This window comes from Aquiflexum gelatinilyticum (assembly GCF_024813435.1).
Lineage (GTDB): Bacteria > Bacteroidota > Bacteroidia > Cytophagales > Cyclobacteriaceae > Cognataquiflexum > Cognataquiflexum gelatinilyticum.
The window spans coordinates 55,983-76,240 of the sequence record NZ_JANAEZ010000002.1; the positions used below are offsets into that span (position 1 = coordinate 55,983).

A 20,258-nucleotide genomic window follows, 5' to 3' on the forward strand; every position below is an offset into this window, starting at 1 on the left:
TAGGAGTCAAAATTGTGGATTGAGATTTTTTGTATTCGGTGAATTTGGCTAATAAATGTTATATTCAATCTTCGCTTTTCATTGCAAATATGTTAATTGATGGAAACAGCAAATTATTCCAAACTAAGTCTTCATAAAATGTTTTATAAGATTTGGATTCTGATCCTATTATGCTTTGCATTTCCAAAAATCATATTTGCCCAAGAAGGAAAAACCACCATTTCAGAGGGACCCTATATTTACCTTCAGGGGGACCAATTTAAAGCCAAGTGGGTAAAAAATGGGGAAATGAGAACCGCGGAAAACCTCAGCACCGACTTTTTAGAAAGAGAATTTGGTTTTGGGTTAAGTCCTGAAATATTTCAAAAAACCATGGGATCTGTTCCTAATTTTGATCAGGAATATGAAAACATACCCAACTTCGCGGTAATCTCTGATATCCATGGACAATATCCCTTGATGGTCGCACTTTTGAAAAACCACGGGATCATCGATGGAAAAATGAATTGGGCATTTGGCAAAGCCCACTTGGTCATCAACGGTGACATACTAGGACGTGGAGATATGGTGACAGAGGTTCTTTGGCTTGCTTATAAACTCGCATATCAGGCTGAAAAGTCCGGGGGGAAAGTTCATTTTTTATTGGGAAACCATGAATTGATGGTAAAGACAGGTGATTTTAGATACTTGAATGAAAAATATGTCGCCGCATCAAAGATGATGGGGATAAATCCTGCTGAATTATATTCGGATAATTCAGTATTGGGAAATTGGTTGAAAAAAAGGCCTGCAATTATAAAAATTGATGATTTTCTCATTACCCATGCTGGGATTTCTCCACAATTTCTTAAGCGGAAATTAAATGTTGAAAAAGTAAATAAGGTGTTTTTTGAAGAGGTCCTGTCTCCACAACCTACCGCAAGCCGGAATACCAAAAGCCTTATTAGATTTTTGACAGGAGAAGATGGGCCTATTTGGTATCGGGGCTACTTTATTGAATTCTCTGTTTCCAATAAAAATCTGGATGATATACTGGCCTTTTTTGAATCAAAGCATATTGTTGTTGGCCATACCTCGCTCGAAGCCATCACTCCACTTTTTGAAGGTAGGGTCATTGGAGTGGATTCAAGTATAAAAGACGGAAGAGGAGGAGAAATATTGATTGTAGAAAACGGTGTAAAATACAGGGGTAGGGTAAACGGCAGCAGAGAAATTCTCTGATTTTTTGCTTGATCCGATTTCAAATCTTCAGTTTGGTCCTCCCGGTAACGTAAAATTTTTTTCCGGTTATGTCGCTTTTTTATACTTTTAAACCCGACAATAGACATAGAAATTTATGATGAGAATTAAGTTGGTTTCTTTTTTGGCATTTATCCTGGTTTGTAACTTTGAAACATTTGCCCAACAAAAAGTCACCCTAGAGGATGTTTTTAAGAACAATACCTTTTCCCAAAAGTCAGTTCAGGGGATCAATTGGATGAAAGATGGCCAATTTTACAGTAAGCTTCAAAGGGGTCAGGCAGGTACTAAGGTCGTGAAGGTCAATGTAGCCACAGGTGAGGAAACGGCAATATTGATAGATGGAGAAGCATTAGGGGTGAATTTTTCAACTTATTCTTTTAATGCCGATGAATCAAAAGCACTGATCTCTTCTGATGTAGAAAGTATCTACAGGAGGTCAAGCAAGGGAATTTATCATGTAGTTGATCTAGAAAAAGGCACTGCTCAAAAGCTCCTCAATGGTGAAAAAATCATGTACGCCACACTTTCTCCGGAAAATGACAAAGTCGCTTTTGTCAAAGACAATAATCTTTTTGTCATAGAATTGTCTTCAGACCAACTTACCCAAATCACCGACGACGGAAATTGGAACCACGTGATCAATGGCGCAGCAGATTGGGTTTATGAAGAGGAATTCTCGATGTCAAAGGCTTTTGCTTGGTCACCAGATGGGCAAAAAATTGCTTTTATCCGATTTGACGAGTCTGAAGTTCCTGAATTCAACATGCAGCTTTGGGGTAAATTATACCCTCAGGATTATAAATTCAAGTACCCAAAAGCAGGTGAATCCAATGCCAAAGTCAGTATCCATTTTTATGACCTTGCCAGTAAAAAAACAGTGAAAGCCGATACCGGCACCGAGACAGACATTTATCTGCCTAGGATATATTGGACTGGGGAAGCTAATACATTGGCATTTTTGAGGGTGAATAGATTGCAAAACCAGATTGACTTATTATATGCTGATGCTCAAACAGGTCAGAGCAAAGTCGTCCTGGAAGAAAAATCAGAGACTTACGTCGATCTCAATTACAATGACGACCTGAGGTTTTTGGAAGATAATAAAGGTTTTATAAGGACTTCCGAACAGGATGGATTCAAACATATTTACCATCATGATAACCAAGGTAACCTCATCCGGCAGATTACCTCAGGCAAATGGGAAGTGACCAATCTGGTCGGCGTAGACGAGAAAGGAAAAAAAATCTACTATATCTCAACCGAGGCGTCACCACTGGAGAGAAATCTCTGTGTAATCAGCTTAGATGGTAAAAACAAAAAAATCCTGACTCCTGAAAAAGGCACTTACTCCATTAACATGAGTAAAGATTTCAAATATTTCATAGCCAATTTTTCAAATTCGTCCACCCCGCTCAAAGTGACTTTGAACGAAGCATCCGGTAAACTTCTCAAAGTCCTCGAAGATAATCAGGAGCTAAAATCAAAGCTATCGACTTTTGCAATGTCAGGTAAGGAGTTTTTCAGTTTCAATACAGTCGATGGTACTCCATTGAATGGGTATATGATCAAGCCGGCGGATTTTGATCCAAACAAGAAATATCCTGTCCTGATGTATGTGTATGGAGGACCAGGTTCCCAAAATGTGACTAATGCATGGGGTGGAACAAGGGATTTTTGGCATCATCATCTTGCCGCAGAAGGTTTCATTGTGGCTTGTGTAGACAACAGAGGAACAGGTGCGCGAGGCAGAAACTTCAAGCATTCTACCTATGCGAATCTTGGTAAACTGGAAACCGAGGACCAAATCGCCGGAGCCAAGTACTTAGGTTCACTTCCTTTTATTGATAAATCGAGGATAGGAATCTGGGGCTGGTCATATGGAGGCTATATGTCCTCTCTTGCATTGATGAAAGGAAATGATGTTTTCAAAGCAGCCATTGCAGTCGCTCCTGTGACGACTTGGAGGTATTATGATACCATTTATACGGAGCGCTATCTTCAGACGCCTCAGCAAAATGCCGCCGGATATGATGACAATAGCCCGATCACCCATGTGGACAAACTGAAGGGAAATCTGCTGCTTATTCATGGAACAGGAGATGACAATGTGCATTACCAAAATGCAGTAGACCTTGTCGATGCATTAATCAAAGCTGACAAACAGTTTGAAACGATGTATTATCCCAACCGGAATCACGGGATTTCGGGAGGCAATACATCATGGCATTTGTATTCCCTGATGACAGATTTTATCAGAAGAAAGCTCTAAATAGAATCAATTTTGAGCTAAAGAAAGGTTGATACAATTTTGTAGATTTTTCAGAAAAGAAAAGACGCATAAATTGGTTTTTACCAATCATTGGCTTTTTCCAGTTTTCATTGAATATAATTGTGATGCCAATCAGCAATATGGCCAAGGCAAAAAACACCTTGGTCCTGGTTCTTAGTCGAATTAACCATTAATCGACTTCAATAGCCATCCGTGTTTATTTTGTTTTTTACGCCAAATAATGGCCTTAGCTTTCGGGTTCGGAACTTAATTCAACCTGTTCGGTTATTACTTGGTCAAGATGAAAAACAGTATGTTGTATTACAAAACTTACAGGCATTCTACCAGTAATGAATGGGTGGTATTCATTCATGGGGCCGGAGGCTCGTCCTCAATTTGGCACAAACAAATCAGGGAATTCAAACAGGAATTCAATCTTTTGCTCATTGACCTGCGAGGCCATGGTAAATCCGCTGAATCCATAAGAAATATCTGGAAGGAAGAATACACCTTTCCGGCGGTGACAAAAGACATCATTGAAGTCCTTGATCATCTTAATTTGCCACCGGCACATGTAATGGGAGTTTCTTTAGGGACTATTTTGGCAAGGCAATTGGCAGAAATGGAACCCCGCCGGGTAAAGTCCCTGATCATGGCAGGAGCTATTACTAGGCTGACCTTCACCTCTCAAATTCTGGTGACTTTAGGCAATACATTCAAAAGCGTGGTTCCTTACATGTGGCTATATAGCTTGTTTGCCTGGATCATCATGCCAAGAAGGCACCATGCCGAGTCCCGAAATTTGTTCATCAATGAGGCAAAAAGACTTTGCCAAAAGGAATTTATCAGGTGGTTTAAATTGACCAAGGACATCAATCCCCTGTTGAAATTTTTCAAAGAAAAAGACCTTTCGATCCCTACGCTTTACGTCATGGGTGAGGAGGATATTATGTTTCTCGAAGCAGTAAAAAAAATCGTTAAAGAGCATAAACTTTCTATTCTCAATATTGTCAAATCATGCGGCCATGTAGTCAATGTCGAACAGCCGGAAGTTTTTAATCAATTGTCGCTCCAGTTTCTAAGAAATCAACAACCAGCCTTAAATGGATTTTCAGATTAAATAGAATGAAAAAACAAACCAAAACCGTTTTAATTATAGCCATAATACTAGTATTGGCAGTGATTTTTATTTACCCAAGGTGGGATCAGATTATTGGAAATACCAAAGAGGTAGCCTCTTCCTCCCAGCCAGGTGGACCGCAGGGGTCTGGTCAGCCCATCCCGGTCAATGTGGTGGAAATCCGTCCGGAAAGACTGGAGAACAACCTCAGCGTCACGGGTACCATTATTCCCAATGAGAGTGTAAACTTAAGGGCCGAAATATCAGGCTTGGTAAAAAAGATTTCCTTCAATGAAGGGCAGTTTGTAAAAAAAGGAACACCGCTTATTTATCTCAATGACGATGAACTGAATGCCCAATACCAAAGACTTGACTTCACCAGGAAACTTTTCCAAAGTCAGGAAAACAGGCAAAAGCAACTATTGGCCAAGGAGGCAATCAGTCAGGAAGAATACGATATTGTCCTTAACCAGTTTAATACCAACCTTTCAGACATCAAATTGGTAGAGGCACAGTTGACAAAAACAGTGATCCGAGCGCCTTTTGATGGGGTTTTGGGTTTGAGGATGATTTCAGAAGGAAGTGTCATCGGACCATCAGATGTCATAGCAAATATTGTCAATATTGACCCGATCAAAATCGAGTTTTCCATTCCTGAGCGCTATGCAAACCAAGTGAGCGTCGGTTCCAAAATTATCTTTTCCAATGAATCCGAAGGCAAAGATGTTGAAGGAACCGTATTTGCCTTTGAGCCTACAATTGACACCGGAACACGAACTTTAAAAATCAGAGCGCAAAGCCCAAACCGAGAACGTAAGTTTTTACCGGGGATGTTTGTAAGGATCAAATATATCCTCGGTGTAGAAGAAAATGCGTTGATGGTTCCGGCGGAATCTGTCATTCCTGAACTTGCAGGATATAAAGTGTTTATCGTCAACCAAGAAAGTAAAATTGAAGAAAGAAAGGTATCTATCGGAACACGTACGGAGAGTTTTGTACAGATTGTTGATGGATTGAAAGAAGGTGACTTGGTATTGAGCACCGGAGTATTGCAAGTGAGAACAGGAATGCCTGTCACTTACACTAAAATCAATTAGAAGATGGCTAGTTTATCAAGTATCAGTATCAGCAGACCTGTTCTTGCCATAGTAATGTCATTAACAATAATGCTATTTGGGATTATTGGGATCAGTTTCTTGGGTATTAGGGAGTTTCCAAGCGTCGATCCACCAATTATCAATGTAAGGACGACTTATGTAGGTGCCAATGCAGATGTTATTGAAGCCCAGATCACCGAGCCTTTAGAAGAAGCCATCAACGGTATCGCCGGTATCAAATCGCTGACTTCAACAAGTAATGATGGTACAAGTAATATTACTGTGGAATTTGATGTAGGAGCTGACCTTGAAGCTGCTGCCAATGACGTTAGAGATAAGGTTTCGGGTGCCCAAAGAAACTTACCTCCAGATACCGAACCTCCGGTAGTTTCCAAGGCGGATTCTGATTCACAGCCGATTGTCTTTTTGGCTGTACAGAGTGCGACAAGAAACCTATTGGACCTATCGGATATTGCTTCCAATATTTTTAAGGAAAGGTTACAGACCATTCCCGGAGTGAGTACCGTACAGATTTGGGGAGAAAAAAGGTATGCAATCCGTCTCCGGATGGATCCCTTAAAAATGGCTTCCTATGGTGTGACACCACTTGATGTACTGAATAAGGTTCAGAGCGAAAACGTCGAATTGCCTTCCGGAAGAATTGAAGGAGAGGCCATCGAACTTTCTGTCAGGACTAAAAGCAGGCTGAGCACGCCTCAAGAATTTAATTCCTTGATCATCAAAGAGGACCAAAACAACATCGTCAGATTTCAAGATATTGGAGCTGCTGAGATGTCGGCTTTAAACGAACGGACTGTACTCAAAAGAGACGGTGTGCCCATGGTTGGGGTAGTGTTGGTACCGCTTCCCGGATCCAATAATATTGAGATCGTAGATGAGTTTTACAAAAGACTTGAAACTATCAAGAAAGATTTGCCAAGTGATATCAGGGTCGATATTGGTTTTGATTCCACCACTTTTATCAGAAGCTCTATCAAAGAGGTTCAGGAAACTATTTTTATTGCCTTCATACTTGTGGTGTCGATTATATTCTTGTTTCTGAGAGATTGGAGGACAACTTTCATTCCGGTTTTGACCATTCCCATTTCGTTGATTGGGGTGTTTTTTATTATGTATTTGATGGATTTCTCCATCAATGTGCTCACACTTTTGGGTATTGTATTATCTATCGGACTTGTCGTAGATGACGCCATTGTCGTACTTGAAAATATTTATTCCAGAATTGAAAAGGGCGAAAATCCCGATACGGCAGCAGCAAAAGGTTCTGAGGAGATTTTCTTTGCAGTTATTGCCACCACAGTTGCCCTTGCAGCGGTATTCCTTCCTGTTATTTTCTTGACAGGTACTACCGGTAGACTCTTTAGGGAATTTGGAATCGTGGTAGCAGGAGCGGTCATTATTTCCTCGTTTGTCGCATTGACCATGACCCCAATGCTAAGTGCCAAGCTTTTGAAAAAAAGAGAAAAGCATAATGCCTTTTACAATTGGACAGAGCCCTTCTTTGTCTGGCTTAACAATCTTTATGAAGGCGCATTGGATAAGTTCATGAAAGTGAGATGGAGTGCATTTGCCGTTATACTCGTCATGGTATTTGGGATTTATTATTTTTTCAAAGTTATCCCTACTGAATTGGCACCTGTGGAGGATAGGGGTGAAATGAGGGTCAATATTTCCGGTCCTGAAGGAGCGACGTTTGGATACATGGACAAAGTCCTCGATGAAATGACAGCTGATTTTATGAATCAGATTCCTGAAGAAGAAAGAGCAGGAATTACAACAGTCACCTCACCGGGTTTTGGAACCTCAAGTACCAATTCGGGTTTTCTTAGATTGATTTTGGTTGATGCAGCAGATAGAGAGAGAAGCCAAATGGAAGTTTTTGGTCAGGTATCCGGAATGATCAAAAAATATACAGCAGTACGGGCTTTTGTCACCCAACCGCAATCAATCGGTGACAGGAGAGGTGGATTGCCTGTGCAATACGTCATCCAAGCTCCAACCTTGGAAAAATTGAAAGAAGTCATTCCCACTTTTATGGAAAAAGCCGGTCAGAGTCCTGTATTCAGTTTTTCCGATATCAACCTGAAGTTTACAAAACCTGAAATCGAAGTTGAAATCAATAGAGAAAAGGCAAGAAATGTGGGTGTTTCTGTTCAGGAAATAGCCAGGACGCTTCAACTATCCTACTCAGGTCAAAGGTTTGCCTACTTTATCATGAATGGGAAACAATATCAGGTAGTAGGTGAAATGCAGCTCGCTGACAGGAATGAACCTATCAATTTGAGAATGCTTTATGTAAGGGCTGATAATGGTCAACTGATCCAACTGGACAACTTGGTCACCATCAAAGAAAAAAGCACTCCGCCACAATTATACCGTTTCAACAGATTTGTAAGTGCAACTGTTTCCGCGGGATTGGCTGATGGATATACCATAGGAGCTGGTCTTGATGAAATGGACAGAATAGCTGGAGAGGTCTTAGACGATACTTACAGCACTGATGTATCGGGTCTTTCCAAGGAATTCAGGGAAAGTTCAAACAGTTTGATCTTCGCCTTCCTTTTTGCATTAGTGTTGATTTACCTAGTCCTTTCTGCTCAGTTTGAAAGCTTCATGGATCCGCTCACGATTATGTTCACCGTACCATTGGCATTGTTTGGTGCCTTGTTCTCCTTATGGATATTTGATTTTACATTAAATATTTTCAGCCAGATAGGGATCATCATGCTCATAGGTTTGGTGACTAAAAACGGAATCCTGATCGTGGAATTTGCCAACCAGCGGAAAGCTCAAGGCATGTCTATAGATGAAGCAATCATTGGAGCATCTGCAGCCAGGTTCAGACCGATTTTGATGACGAGTTTGTCCACTATTTTGGGTATCCTGCCGATAGCCTTGGCTCTTGGAGCAGGTGCAGAAAGCAGGGTTCCTATGGGAGTTGCTGTCATCGGTGGATTGGCATTTTCAACGATACTGACACTATTTATTATCCCGGCCATTTATACCTATTTAACATCCAAGAAAGGAAGATTAGCAAGAGTCTAATGAGAAAGTTACTTTTATTATTGGTGCTCAGTACTTGGGCAACGTTTTCTCTTTTTGCACAAGATGGAGAAATACTTGATTTGGAAAAAGCAGTTTTGATGGGTCTGGAGAAGAATTATGGGATCAAGATAGCTGCAAACAATGTGGTGATTGCCGAAAGGGACGTAAAAATTGGTATTGGAAGTTTCTTTATGCCAGTCATAGATGCCAATGCCATCCGCTCATTCAGTAACGAGGATGTTGAGCAGACTTTCGTTACCAATCCCGAAAATCCTACCAAGATTGATGGTGCAAAATCCAATACCGAAAACTATTCAATTGTTGGTTTTTACGGTTTTCGGCCTGAAACAATTTATACCCTCAGGAGATTGGGAGTCATGGCCGATATGAGTGATCTTCAAGCCAAAGTATTGGTGGAAAACACAGTTGCGGCAATTTCGAGTGCGTACTTTAGATTGGTACTCGAATCTCAGCGTTATAATGTATTGAGAACAACACTTGATCTCTCTCAGGCCAGATTGGATATTGCCAAAGCAAGGTATGAACTTGGTGGTGCCGGTAGGAGTGATTTCCTTACAGCCCAAGTAGATTACAATGCTGATTTGTCATTGTTGACCAATCAGGAATTGATTATAAAAAATGCCAAAATCAATATCAACGAATTGTTGGCTTTGCCCCCATCTACCAACTTTGTGGTAAATGATACGATTGTGATTGAAACACATTTGGGATTGGAAGATCTTATTGAAAATGCTGCTATGAACAACAAACTGTTCCTTTTGGCCCAAAGACAAGAAAATGATGCTTTTCTTGCACTAAAGGAAACACAGGCATTGAGACTTCCGACCATTAACCTAAACGGTGCATATAATAACAACACACTTAAATCAGAGGCGGGGTTCTTACTTCAAAATCAGAGGCAAGGATTTAATTATGGAGCCACAGTGTCTTTGAATATATTCACAGGTTTTACTCTCAACAGAAGAATCCAAAATGCAAGAGTCCAAAAACTGAATGCCGAACTTGCAGTAAAGGATATGGAGATCATGATGAATTCAGATATCCAACGAGCCTACAATACTTACCTTACCAATAAAGAACTCCTTGAGATTGAATACGTCAATTATGAGGTTGCCACAGAAAATGCTGACATTGCTTTGGAAAGGTTCAGGTTAGGTATTTCCGACTACCTTCAATTCAGGGATGCACAGCTCAATTTATTGACTGCGGAAAACAGGTTGTTGACGGCAATTTTTAACATCAAAGAAATGGAAATTGAGTTGATGAGGCTTTCAGGAAGGATTTTTTTCCAAGAAGGGAAAGAAAATTTTCAATTAACCATTGATTAATCGGTTTGGCCATAAATAATTGAAAATCAATATTATATAACACCAATGATTTTTCATTGGTGTTTTTTTATGCAAAAAAATGTATTTCATAACGTAAAAAATTTGGTATGTAATTTGCTTTGAACGATCTTTGTGTAAACCAAAGTCCTGAAAGGGACACAAATGGAATGAAAAAGACAGGAATCAATTTACTGTTTTTGATAATATTGACGATTTTTGGGTTTCAATGTACCCTATTTGAAAGAACCGAAACAGAGGTTAGTTTTTGGGATAATCCCGTTCAGTTGGATTTGGATGAAATTAAAAAAAGAGGCTACATCAGGGCTGTTGTCGATAATTCTTCCACCAGTTATTATATCTACAGGGGAAGAAGGATGGGTTATGAGTTTGAAATGCTTAAGTCATTGGCATCTTCCCTTGGAGTTAGGCTTCACCTTATCGTCAAATCGGACATAGAGGAAGCATTTTATTTATTAAACAAGGGTAAGGCTGACATCGTTGCAATGAACCTTGCTGTAAACGAAGACAGGAAAAAATTTGCTTCATTCACTTCACCGATTGGAACCATGGGTACAGTTTTGGTTCAAAAGGATGGTCCTTCGAAAGTAAAAGACCCAAAGGAATTGAATGGAAAGTTAGTCTACATCCAAAAAGACGCCATTTTTAAGTCTCAACTTTGTGCCTTGCAAAATGACCTTGGCATCAGTTTTTCGGTATTGGAGGAAAAAGGCAACAGTGATTACTTTGTTCATAAAATCAACAAAGGGGAAATCGAATTCACTGTGGTGGATAAGGTAGTCGCTATGGTAAATGAAACCTATTACAATGACCTTGATATAGATGTGGAGATCAGTCCAAAAGCCGACGTTGCTTGGGCAATCAGAAAAAATGCACCAAATCTTGAAAATGAAGTCAATCAATGGATTGAGAAAAAGAATAAATCCGGATATATCAGGACCTTGTATGCCAAGTATTTTCAGAATTCGAAAAATCACTATTACAGGGCAAACAGTTCCTTCTCTTCACTAGGAGGGAATAAAATCTCCCAATACGATGACCTAATCAAAAAGGGAGCAGAAAACCTAGGTTGGGATTGGAGGATGTTGGCCTCGTTGGTGTATAAAGAGTCGGGGTTTGATACCACAGCCACTTCCTATGCAGGTGCTACAGGCTTGTTGCAGTTGATGCCGGTAACTTTGGAGCGCTTTGGTGTTGAAAATCCCAATGACCCTGTTCAAAGTTTAATGGGAGGAGTAAACTACCTTAAATACCTGGATAAGTTTTGGAAGGAAAAAGTGCCCGAAAGCAATGAAAGGATCAAGTTTATCCTTTCCTCTTACAATGTCGGTCATGGACATGTTCTTGATGCATGGAACCTAGCATTAAAGTATGGTGGCAACAATAAAAGCTGGAAGGAGGTTGCCCATTACCTGACTTTAAAGTCTGACCCACAATACTACAAAGATCCCGTTGTCAGAAGCGGATATGCCAAAGGACACCTAGCAGTATCATATGTAGAAGATGTTTTGACTCTTTACGACTCCTACAGGGTGTTGATAGAGCCTTAATTTCCAGCGTAAAGAACAAACACTACAGGAATTTTGTGCAGGTCCAGTTGGGATTTTCTCCACTCCGAAACAGGTTTGGTTAGGATCATTTCATCTGGACCTGTCACATTTTTTGCAATACATAACTTTGTATCAGGATTGAGTGTACTCTTCAAATCTTCCATGAGGTGATTGTTGCGAAAAGGCGTTTCCATAAAGATCTGTGTCCTATTGTTTTTAGCAGATTCAGTTTCCAGGTTTTTTATAGCAAGAATCCTATCCTTCTTTTCGATCGGCAAATACCCGTGAAAAGCAAATGATTGGCCGTTGAATCCGGAGCCCATCAGGGCCAAAAACATGGAACTTGGACCAGAAAGCGGGACGACCTTGATCCCTTTCCCATGGGCATAGGCTGCAGCTGCCGAACCCGGATCCGCAATCCCCGGACAGCCAGCCTCAGACATGACACCCACGTCCTGTCCTTCAAAAAGAGGTTTCATAATTCTTTCCAACTCTCCGCCTTTGGTGCTTTTGTCCAAAATTTCAAATCGCAATTCCTCGATATTTAGCCCAAGCCGAAGACTGCTGATATATCGCCTTGCAGTACGCGTATTTTCCACCAAAAAATAACTTAGATTCTTCACAGTTTCTTTTACCTGAGGGCTGATGACCTTGTCAGCCGTATTCTCTGCCAGCACAGTTGGGATCAAAAACAGTTTTCCTTTACTCATAAATTTTTGAAATGGGACTGACAAAGATGCGGAAAAACTTAAACCCGATTACCAAAACCTTCATTTCATTTACATGGTTGGCAATTTTTAAACCGATTTTATTCTCTAAATTTTAAACTTCAATCTATCCGTATTTTCCATGAAAACAATGATTTTGAAAAAGGCATTTCGGGCGGTGACCCTTTTGTTTTTTATTTCCTCCGGAGTCCAATCCCAAAACATCAAAGCTCTTGTCGGAGGCACCATGATCGATGGCTTTGGTGGTCCGCCACTCCGAAATTCTGTCATCATCATCGAAAATGACCGAATTAAAGAAATCGGGCAGGTCGGGACCTTGGCGATTCCATCCGGTGCCGAAGTGATTTCCACCGAAGGAATGTCGGTACTGCCCGGACTTTGGGACATGCACGTGCACCTGATGCTCAACGGGCACAGCAATTATACCCATTGGGACAGTACCTATATCGATATCTTTGAGTCGGTCATCATGCCGTCTTCTGCTCATCAGCTCCTGATGGCGGGAGTCACAAGTGCCCGTGAACTCGGTGCTCCGCTTGAAGCCAGTATCAATGTCAGAGACCGGATCAATAAAGGAGAAATCCCCGGACCGACAGTCTATGTCTCCGGACCTTTTATTCAAAAAAAGCCATATCCAAGAACAGAGGAATTCCGATGGGGAGTGAATGGAGTCCAGGATGCGCGAAACAAAGTCAAGATACTGGTTGATGCGGGTGTCGATGTCATCAAGCTGATCGATCAGGACGAGATGACTTTTGAGGAAGCAAAAGCAGTCGTAGATGAAGCGCATAAATATGGCAAACCTGTCGTCGGACATTCCCATCGGCCTGACGAAATCAGGGTTGGATTGAAAATCGGGATTGATTGTTTTGAACATACCGGACTTTCTTCTGCGCCAGAATATCCTGCCGATATCCTTGAAATGATCAAAGAACGGACTGCCAAGATGAACATGGGACCTTTGTTTTGGACACCAACTGTGGAAGGCCTCTACAACTATGAGTACATGCGCAATAATCCTGAAAAACTTGATGACCCCTCTTGGCACCTCGATTTGCCGGACTCGATCATCAGAGATATCAGGGCTTCTTTGAGGTATCCTGGAAGAATGCCGTATTTCCAATTGACACCGGTACGCAAGCCGACCTTGGAGAAAAAGATCAACCAGCTCAAGGATGCCGGGGTGGTCATGATGATCGGAACAGATTCGGGTATTCCCATGAAATTTCATAGCCAAAGTACATGGAATGAGTTGGATGTGTGGGTCAATGAATTTGGATTTGACCCGATGCTGACCATCAAAGCCGCTACTTATTGGCCGGCAGTTTCAATGCGCGTTGACCAAGATTACGGGACCATCAGTGAAGGAAAATATGCCGACATCATTGCTGTCCGCGGGGATGTTTTGCGCTACATCAGCTTACTCCAAAATGTGGATATGGTGATCAAGCATGGGAAGAGAGTGAAATAAGGAATCAGTTCACAGTCGATAGTCCACAGATGCTTGTTTTGAACTTCAGACCAAATTTTTGATAGACAGGATTTTTGGCAAATGTTAAACAAAAAAATTATTGAAATTTAATCACAAAAGGCACAAAAGAAATTTTTCTTTTGTGCCTTTTGTGGTTTATCCAATCAACCTAAAAAAGCCCGAACTGTCTCAATCACCGCAGCGGGCTGTTCGGCGTGAAGCCAATGTCCTGCATTTTTGATATAGATGATGCTACTGTTTGGAAAAAGTCTTGCAATATCAGCTTTGTCACTTTCTTGGATGTAATCCGAATTTTCCCCTCCCATAAACAAGGTCGGATTGTCAAAGGGATGGTCGGAGTCGATTTCTTCACCTACAATCTCAATTTTCTCTGTAATGGTTTTAAGATTGATTTTCCATTCAAATCCCCCTTTTTCATTTCTCCCTAGGCTTTTGAGTAGGAACTGTCTGATCCCCATATTCCGGATATACCCGGCAAGGATATCATCCGCATCTTTCCGCGATTTGATTTTGTCAACAGGAATTGCATTAAGTCCTTCCAAAATAACCTGATGGTGAAGGGGATAGTACCTTGGCGCGATATCGGCTACGATCATTTTTTTTACTTTTTCGGGAAATTGCAGGGCAAATGCCATGACGGTCTTTCCCCCCATGGAGTGCCCCATCAGATAAGCGGCATCAATTTTCTGATCATCCATCAGTTCCATGAGATCTTCTGCCATTACCTTGTAATTCCAATCCTCACTTTGGGGAGAATCACCGTGATTACGCTGGTCGACAAGGTATAAAGTATAGTCTTTCTCGAGTTCTTTGGCAATGCTGAACCAGTTGTCCGCAGATCCAAACAGTCCATGAAGGATTATCAGCGGTTCGCCGGTTCCGGTTTTTTTATAGTTGAGTTTCATACAATTTAAGATTTTACAAAAGTTATTTCTTGGTCAAATTCAAATTACAGAAATCACCTTCTATTCCCAATCCATACCCCAAAAATCACCGCCACTATTCCAAAGTAATGCCCGGGTAACAAAACCTCCCCATCAAGCAATCCCCACATTATGGCTACTACGGGAATCAGGTAAGTGACAGAACTTGCAAAAACTGGAGTTGCTACTTTCACCATGATATTGAAAAGGATCAGGGCAATCGCTGTACCGAGTACACCAAGTAAGGAAATATATCCGGCAGCAGCTACAGCACCTTCAACATGGAGTATTTTGAAGGAAAACTGCGTAAATGCAAACAGGTAAATCAAAGCTGCAGGTAATACCATTAACAGGGAAAGTGCGGTAATGGCAACAGGTTTCAATTCTACAAAACGGTACTTGATGATATTCAGGTTAAATCCATAACAAAGACATGCTAGCAGCACATAAAAAGCGTAGGAATTGATCTCTGAAAAATCCCCGAAATAGGTTCCTTCCTTGACCATCAAAAGTATTACCACTCCGACAAAGGCAATAGCCAATCCTATTCCGTTTCTCTTGGTGATCCTTGCATTAAAAAAAAGTGCTCCTATAATGACCACAAACAAAGGCGTCATGGCATTAAAAACACCTGTCAGCGAGGAACTGAGTTGTGTTTGGGCTTTGGCAAATAGAAAGGCAGGGATAAAACTTCCCATCAATCCGACGATGACCAGATTTTTGACCTGTCTTTTTTTCAGATTCTTCAGCCTTGGAAGAGAGAGCGGCAATAAAACCATTCCGGCTGCTACGATCCTAAAGGCCCCAACTTCACCGGGAGAAAAAATTTCCAGTCCTCTTTTGATCAAAATAAAAGAACTTCCCCAAATCAGCGCCAACACAATGAGAAATCCCCATGCCCTAAAGGCGCCTTCTGCTTGGATATCTTTAGTCATGTTTTGAAACTGGGGAGGTAAGGAATGATTTTGATGGGGAAAATCGGGAATTTTTTACTGAAATTCTGCTTTAAAATTGATAGTCGGCAAAAACTTCACCTACTTCTTCCAAAAGGGCAGCTACTTCTTCATAGGTTTCTGCTGTCACCATCTGGCTTCTGTATGGTTTGAAATTGGGCATGCCACGGAAGTAATTGGTGTAATGCCTTCTCATTTCCAGGATTCCCTGCTTTTCGCCTTTCCACTTCACTGAAAAGTCAAGGTGTTTTTTGGTGACATTGATCCTTTGTTCAAGGTCTGGTCCGGCTAGTTTTTCTCCTGTTTCTAGGAAATGTTTGATTTCGTTGAAGATCCAAGGATATCCAATTGAGGCACGGCCGATCATCATACCGTCCACATTGTATTTGTTTTTGTATTCCTGGGCTTTTTCAGGCGTATCTATGTCACCATTTCCAAAAACAGGAATATGTAACCTTGGATTGTCTTTGACCAGGTTCAGGTATGACCAATCAGCATCACCTTTATACATCTGCTGACGTGTACGGGCATGGATGCTGATGGCTTGGATTCCCACATCCTGTAGTCTTTCTGCAACCTCTACGATACGTATGGTATCATGTGACCATCCCAATCGGGTTTTGACAGTGACAGGGATATTTACCCTCTTTACAATTTCTGCGGTCATGGAGACCATTTTATCTATATCGAGCAAAATCCCTGCTCCGGCACCTTTGCAGGCTACTTTATGTACCGGACAGCCATAGTTGATGTCCAATATATCCGGACCGGCAGCTTCTGCAATGGCTGCTGCTTCTCTCATGGATTCTATTTCTGCCCCAAAAATCTGAATACCTACAGGACGCTCATATTCAAAAATATCCAGTTTTTGGATACTCTTGGCAGCATCTCTGATCAAGCCCTCAGAGCTGATGAATTCTGTATACATCAAGTCTGCCCCGTTGTCTTTGCACACAGCCCTGAACGGCGGATCGCTGACGTCCTCCATTGGCGCTAGCAACAACGGGAATTCCCCTAATTCTAAGTTTCCGATTTTAACCACTTCCTAATTCTAATTTTCGTGTAAATTTACCGCAATTATGGATATATATAAAACCCAAGTACCCATCACTTCCAAAAGTAATTGGCTTTTGTCTATTGTTGTGATGGTTTTAGTCACATTTGGCGTATTAATTTTGTTGCAAGGCCTTGGGCTTTTACTTCTTCCCTTCCTTTTTGGTATTCCCCTCGAAGAGCTGACAGCCTTATTTACTGCAGAATCTGAACATCCAAACGGCCGGATGGCTTTCCTTTTTGTACAGGGACTCGGTGGAGGACTTGGGTTTTTGGTATCGGGATTATTGATTTCCAAGGTGATAGATAAAGCTGACATTGGTTGGCAACAACAGATGTCAAGGTTTAAGTTCATGGGATTTGCCCTTACCTTGGTAATCATGGTAGGCTCGGTTTTGTTTAACAGCCTTTTGATTGACTGGAATGCCAAAATCGTATTACCGGAATTTCTCAGTGAACTGGAACAGATGATGAAATCCAAAGAGGATGAACTGATGGCTTTGACCAAATATCTGACAGACTTTGAAAATGTGGGTGAGTTTCTGATGGGAATTTTGGTAATCGGAGTTTTGGCAGGAATAGGAGAGGAATTTTTATTTAGGGGAGTGCTTCAGCCCAAGCTTCATTTATTCACTGGGAATGCTCATGTGGCGATCTGGTTATCTGCTTTTATATTTTCTGCCATCCATTTCCAGTTTTATGGTTTCTTTCCCAGAATGATGCTCGGTGCAGTATTTGGCTACCTTTACCTGTATTCGGGCAGTTTGGTTTATCCCATAGTCGGACATATTCTTAACAATACTTTTACTGTTGTTTTGGTTTATTTGAATAAATTGGGCCAAGTTGAATTCAATATTGAAGAGACAGATCAGGTTTCTTTGCCAATTGCCATTCTTGGATTGGTGATTTTGGTGGTTGGATTCAAGGTATTCAAGGATAAAACCCAACATATAAAAACTGATGGATAACTGGCAGAAAGTGTTCTCTGATGGCTCGCCTGTAAGGGCTGAGATCGTCAAATCAGTCCTGGAGGAAAACGGAATCCCTGCAGTCGTGATGAATAAAATAGAATCTGTCTACCGGATACATGGACAGTATGAGGTTATGGTACCCCAGGTTGAGTTTTCAAAAGCACTAAATATTGTCAAGAATGAGATCTCCTTTTAGAGTCAGAGACAGATTTAACATTAACAATTACAGTAATCTTGGCCAAAGGGTAATCACAGGAATCATCGGAGCAGGCATCATTGTGGCAGGCTCGATCATCAGTCCTTGGCTTTATTTCTTGATATTTGGGCTGATTCTTGCATTTTCCCAAATGGAGTTTTACAAGCTTTCAGGCCTTGACGGCATGTTACCCCTAAAAAGTTTCGGGACGTTTTTAGGCTTGAGTATTTTTACACTTTCCTTCTTTATTGGCATGGAGCACCTGAATGAGAAGTATTATTTCCTGATTTTCCCTTTGGCCTCTCTTGTTTTCTTCATCAAACTATATAGAAAATCAGACAAGAAACCATTCACTGGAATTGCATATACATTCCTTGGTTTGTTTTATGTGGCTGTGCCTTTCTCCTTGCTCAATGTAGCTGCATTTTCGGTAGATGATACATTTCACTATGAGGTGATCGTAGGATCTCTATTTATACTATGGGCTTCAGATTCGGGTGCATATTTTGCAGGTACCAAATTTGGGAAAACCAAACTGTTCGAAAGAGTTTCTCCTAAAAAATCCTGGGAGGGTTTCTTAGGAGGAGCAGCATCCGCATTTCTTGTGGCGTATTTTCTTGGCAAAAACTTCAAATCCATTGAGGAGTGGCAATGGCTTGGAATGGCGACTATCATCATCATCGCTGGGACATATGGAGATCTGATAGAGTCACTTTTTAAGAGAAGTATAGAAATCAAAGACTCAGGAAAATCCTTGCCGGGTCATGGTGGGTTTATGGACCGTTTTGACGGATTGTTATTATCGGCACCATTTATAGCCGCCTTTTTGAAAATCTTCTAATTTTGCCTATAGGATATTAAAAAACTCCTTAATATTGTACCATAATCAACAGTCAACTAAATAAACCCAATATGGCTTACATTGAACCGGCTCCGATCAAGGATAAAGAAAATCCGCTGGAGTCCATGATGGAAAGGTTTCACATTGCTGCAGAAAAATTAGGCCTATCTGAAGAGGTCTACAACGTGCTAAAAAATCCCGCCAAACAAGTTATCGTTTCCCTTCCGATTACCATGGATAATGGTAAAATCAAGGTTTTTGAAGGAATCCGCGTTATCCATTCCAACATTTTGGGTCCTGCAAAAGGTGGAATCAGGTTTGCTCCTGATGTCCATTTAGATGAGGTAAGGGCACTTGCTGCCTGGATGACCTGGAAATGTGCCGTAGTGGATATTCCTTATGGCGGAGGAAAAGGCGGAGTGAGGTGTAATCCGAGAGAAATGTCTGCCGGAGAAATTGAAAGATTGGTAAGAGCCTATACCTTGGCGATGATCGACGTATTCGGGCCGGATAAGGATATTCCTGCGCCGGATATGGGAACGGGTCCAAGAGAAATGGCATGGTTGATGGATGAATACTCCAAAGCTCATGGAATGACTGTAAATGCTGTCGTTACCGGTAAGCCGCTGGTATTGGGAGGTTCGTTGGGAAGAACAGAAGCCACAGGTCGAGGTGTCATGGTGACTGCTTTGGCAGCTATGCAGAAGTTAAAGATCAACCCTTTTCAAGCTACCTGCGCCGTTCAGGGATTTGGGAATGTGGGTTCATGGGCAGCTCTTCTTTTGGAAGAAAGAGGTTTGAGGATTTTGGCTATATCTGATATTTCAGGAGCATATTTCAATCCCAATGGGATCAATATCCAAGAAGCTATTGCTTACAGAGACAGTAACAAAGGGACTCTTGAAAATTTTACAGGAGCTGAAAAACTGGCTGACGCCATGGATTTGCTTGAATTAGAAGTGGACGTGCTTGTCCCTGCAGCCGTGGAAGATGTCATTACGATAGCCAATGCAGATAAAATAAAAGCCAAATTAATCGTAGAGGGAGCAAATGGCCCCACTTCCGCTAAGGCTGATGCCATTTTGAATGACAAAGGAATCATGGCAGTTCCGGATATTTTGGCCAATGCTGGTGGCGTTACTGTTTCCTATTTTGAATGGGTACAAAACCGACTGGGTTACAAGTGGACTGCAGAAAGGGTAAACAGAAGGTCTGACCGAATTATGAAGGATGCTTTTGACCATGTTTATGAGGCTTCAGTCAAATATAAAGTACCTATGAGAATCGCTGCATACATTGTAGCCATCGATAAAGTAGCAAAAACCTATACCTTTAGGGGAGGTTTTTAAGGTCGAAAAAAAGATTTTACTATATTTGGGGCGTGAAAGTC

General features: G+C 41.3%; 16 protein-coding genes. 12 read left to right on the top strand and 4 right to left on the bottom strand.

Annotated features, from left to right (window positions below; translation table 11 throughout):
• The first annotated feature begins 99 nt into the window (after nt 1–99).
• The 7 genes from NK987_RS04840 (at nt 100) to NK987_RS04870 (ending at nt 11,711) form a co-directional block, all read left to right on the top strand.
• A complete protein-coding gene (locus NK987_RS04840; RefSeq protein ID WP_259262957.1) occupies nt 100–1,221 on the top strand; it encodes a metallophosphoesterase in 1,122 nt (373 codons plus the stop codon).
• Between the two features lie 118 nt (nt 1,222–1,339).
• Complete coding sequence (locus NK987_RS04845; RefSeq protein ID WP_420841173.1) at nt 1,340–3,511, top strand: S9 family peptidase; 2,172 nt, start codon at nt 1,340–1,342, stop codon at nt 3,509–3,511.
• 313 nt (nt 3,512–3,824) lie between these two features.
• Nucleotides 3,825–4,631 carry an alpha/beta fold hydrolase gene (locus NK987_RS04850; RefSeq protein WP_259262959.1) on the top strand — a complete coding sequence of 269 codons (807 nt, stop codon included), beginning with the start codon at nt 3,825–3,827 and terminating at the stop codon, nt 4,629–4,631.
• 5 nt (nt 4,632–4,636) lie between these two features.
• Entirely contained in the window at nt 4,637–5,728 is a 1,092-nt protein-coding gene (locus tag NK987_RS04855; RefSeq protein WP_259262960.1) for an efflux RND transporter periplasmic adaptor subunit, read from the top strand.
• 3 nt (nt 5,729–5,731) lie between these two features.
• Entirely contained in the window at nt 5,732–8,794 is a 3,063-nt protein-coding gene (locus tag NK987_RS04860) for an efflux RND transporter permease subunit (protein ID WP_259262961.1), read from the top strand.
• Entirely contained in the window at nt 8,794–10,143 is a 1,350-nt protein-coding gene (locus NK987_RS04865; RefSeq protein ID WP_259262962.1) for a TolC family protein, read from the top strand. Before NK987_RS04860 ends, NK987_RS04865 begins: the two co-directional genes overlap by 1 nt.
• A 167-nt stretch (nt 10,144–10,310) precedes the next feature.
• Entirely contained in the window at nt 10,311–11,711 is a 1,401-nt protein-coding gene (locus NK987_RS04870; RefSeq protein ID WP_259262963.1) for an MltF family protein, read from the top strand.
• Here the strand turns inward: NK987_RS04870 and NK987_RS04875 are convergent.
• Nucleotides 11,708–12,421, bottom strand: coding sequence for an SAM-dependent methyltransferase (locus tag NK987_RS04875; RefSeq protein WP_259262964.1), 714 nt, complete (start codon nt 12,419–12,421; stop codon nt 11,708–11,710). The two genes, NK987_RS04870 and NK987_RS04875, sit on opposite strands and share 4 nt — an antisense overlap.
• Nucleotides 12,422–12,560: 139 nt before the next feature.
• Here NK987_RS04875 and NK987_RS04880 point away from each other — a divergent pair, with 139 nt between their 5' ends.
• Nucleotides 12,561–13,910: an amidohydrolase family protein gene (locus NK987_RS04880; protein WP_259262965.1), complete on the top strand. Its 1,350-nt coding sequence runs from the start codon at nt 12,561–12,563 to the stop codon at nt 13,908–13,910.
• A gap of 164 nt (nt 13,911–14,074) precedes the next feature.
• Here the strand turns inward: NK987_RS04880 and NK987_RS04885 are convergent, their stop codons facing one another.
• The 3 genes from NK987_RS04885 to dusB form a co-directional block, all read right to left on the bottom strand.
• Nucleotides 14,075–14,836: an alpha/beta fold hydrolase gene (locus NK987_RS04885; protein ID WP_259262966.1), complete on the bottom strand. Its 762-nt coding sequence runs from the start codon at nt 14,834–14,836 to the stop codon at nt 14,075–14,077.
• Between the two features lie 53 nt (nt 14,837–14,889).
• A complete protein-coding gene (locus NK987_RS04890; RefSeq protein WP_258424701.1) occupies nt 14,890–15,789 on the bottom strand; it encodes a DMT family transporter in 900 nt (299 codons plus the stop codon).
• A 70-nt stretch (nt 15,790–15,859) separates the two neighbouring features.
• Complete coding sequence (gene dusB, locus NK987_RS04895) at nt 15,860–16,849, bottom strand: tRNA dihydrouridine synthase DusB (RefSeq protein ID WP_259262967.1); 990 nt, start codon at nt 16,847–16,849, stop codon at nt 15,860–15,862.
• Nucleotides 16,850–16,886: 37 nt separating this feature from the next.
• On the opposite strand from dusB, the gene NK987_RS04900 reads away from it, so the two are divergent.
• The 4 genes from NK987_RS04900 to NK987_RS04915 all read left to right on the top strand — a co-directional run bounded on the left by NK987_RS04900 (nt 16,887) and on the right by NK987_RS04915 (nt 20,217).
• Complete coding sequence (locus NK987_RS04900; RefSeq protein ID WP_259262968.1) at nt 16,887–17,828, top strand: CPBP family intramembrane glutamic endopeptidase; 942 nt, start codon at nt 16,887–16,889, stop codon at nt 17,826–17,828.
• Complete coding sequence (locus tag NK987_RS04905) at nt 17,821–18,027, top strand: putative signal transducing protein (protein WP_241125481.1); 207 nt, start codon at nt 17,821–17,823, stop codon at nt 18,025–18,027. The genes NK987_RS04900 and NK987_RS04905 overlap by 8 nt, the downstream gene beginning before the upstream one ends.
• Nucleotides 18,011–18,868, top strand: a complete 858-nt coding sequence (locus NK987_RS04910; RefSeq protein WP_258424704.1) for a phosphatidate cytidylyltransferase — start codon at nt 18,011–18,013, stop codon at nt 18,866–18,868. Before NK987_RS04905 ends, NK987_RS04910 begins: the two co-directional genes overlap by 17 nt.
• Nucleotides 18,869–18,939: 71 nt before the next feature.
• Nucleotides 18,940–20,217 carry a Glu/Leu/Phe/Val family dehydrogenase gene (locus tag NK987_RS04915; RefSeq protein ID WP_258424705.1) on the top strand — a complete coding sequence of 426 codons (1,278 nt, stop codon included), beginning with the start codon at nt 18,940–18,942 and terminating at the stop codon, nt 20,215–20,217.
• Nucleotides 20,218–20,258: the final 41 nt, after the last annotated feature.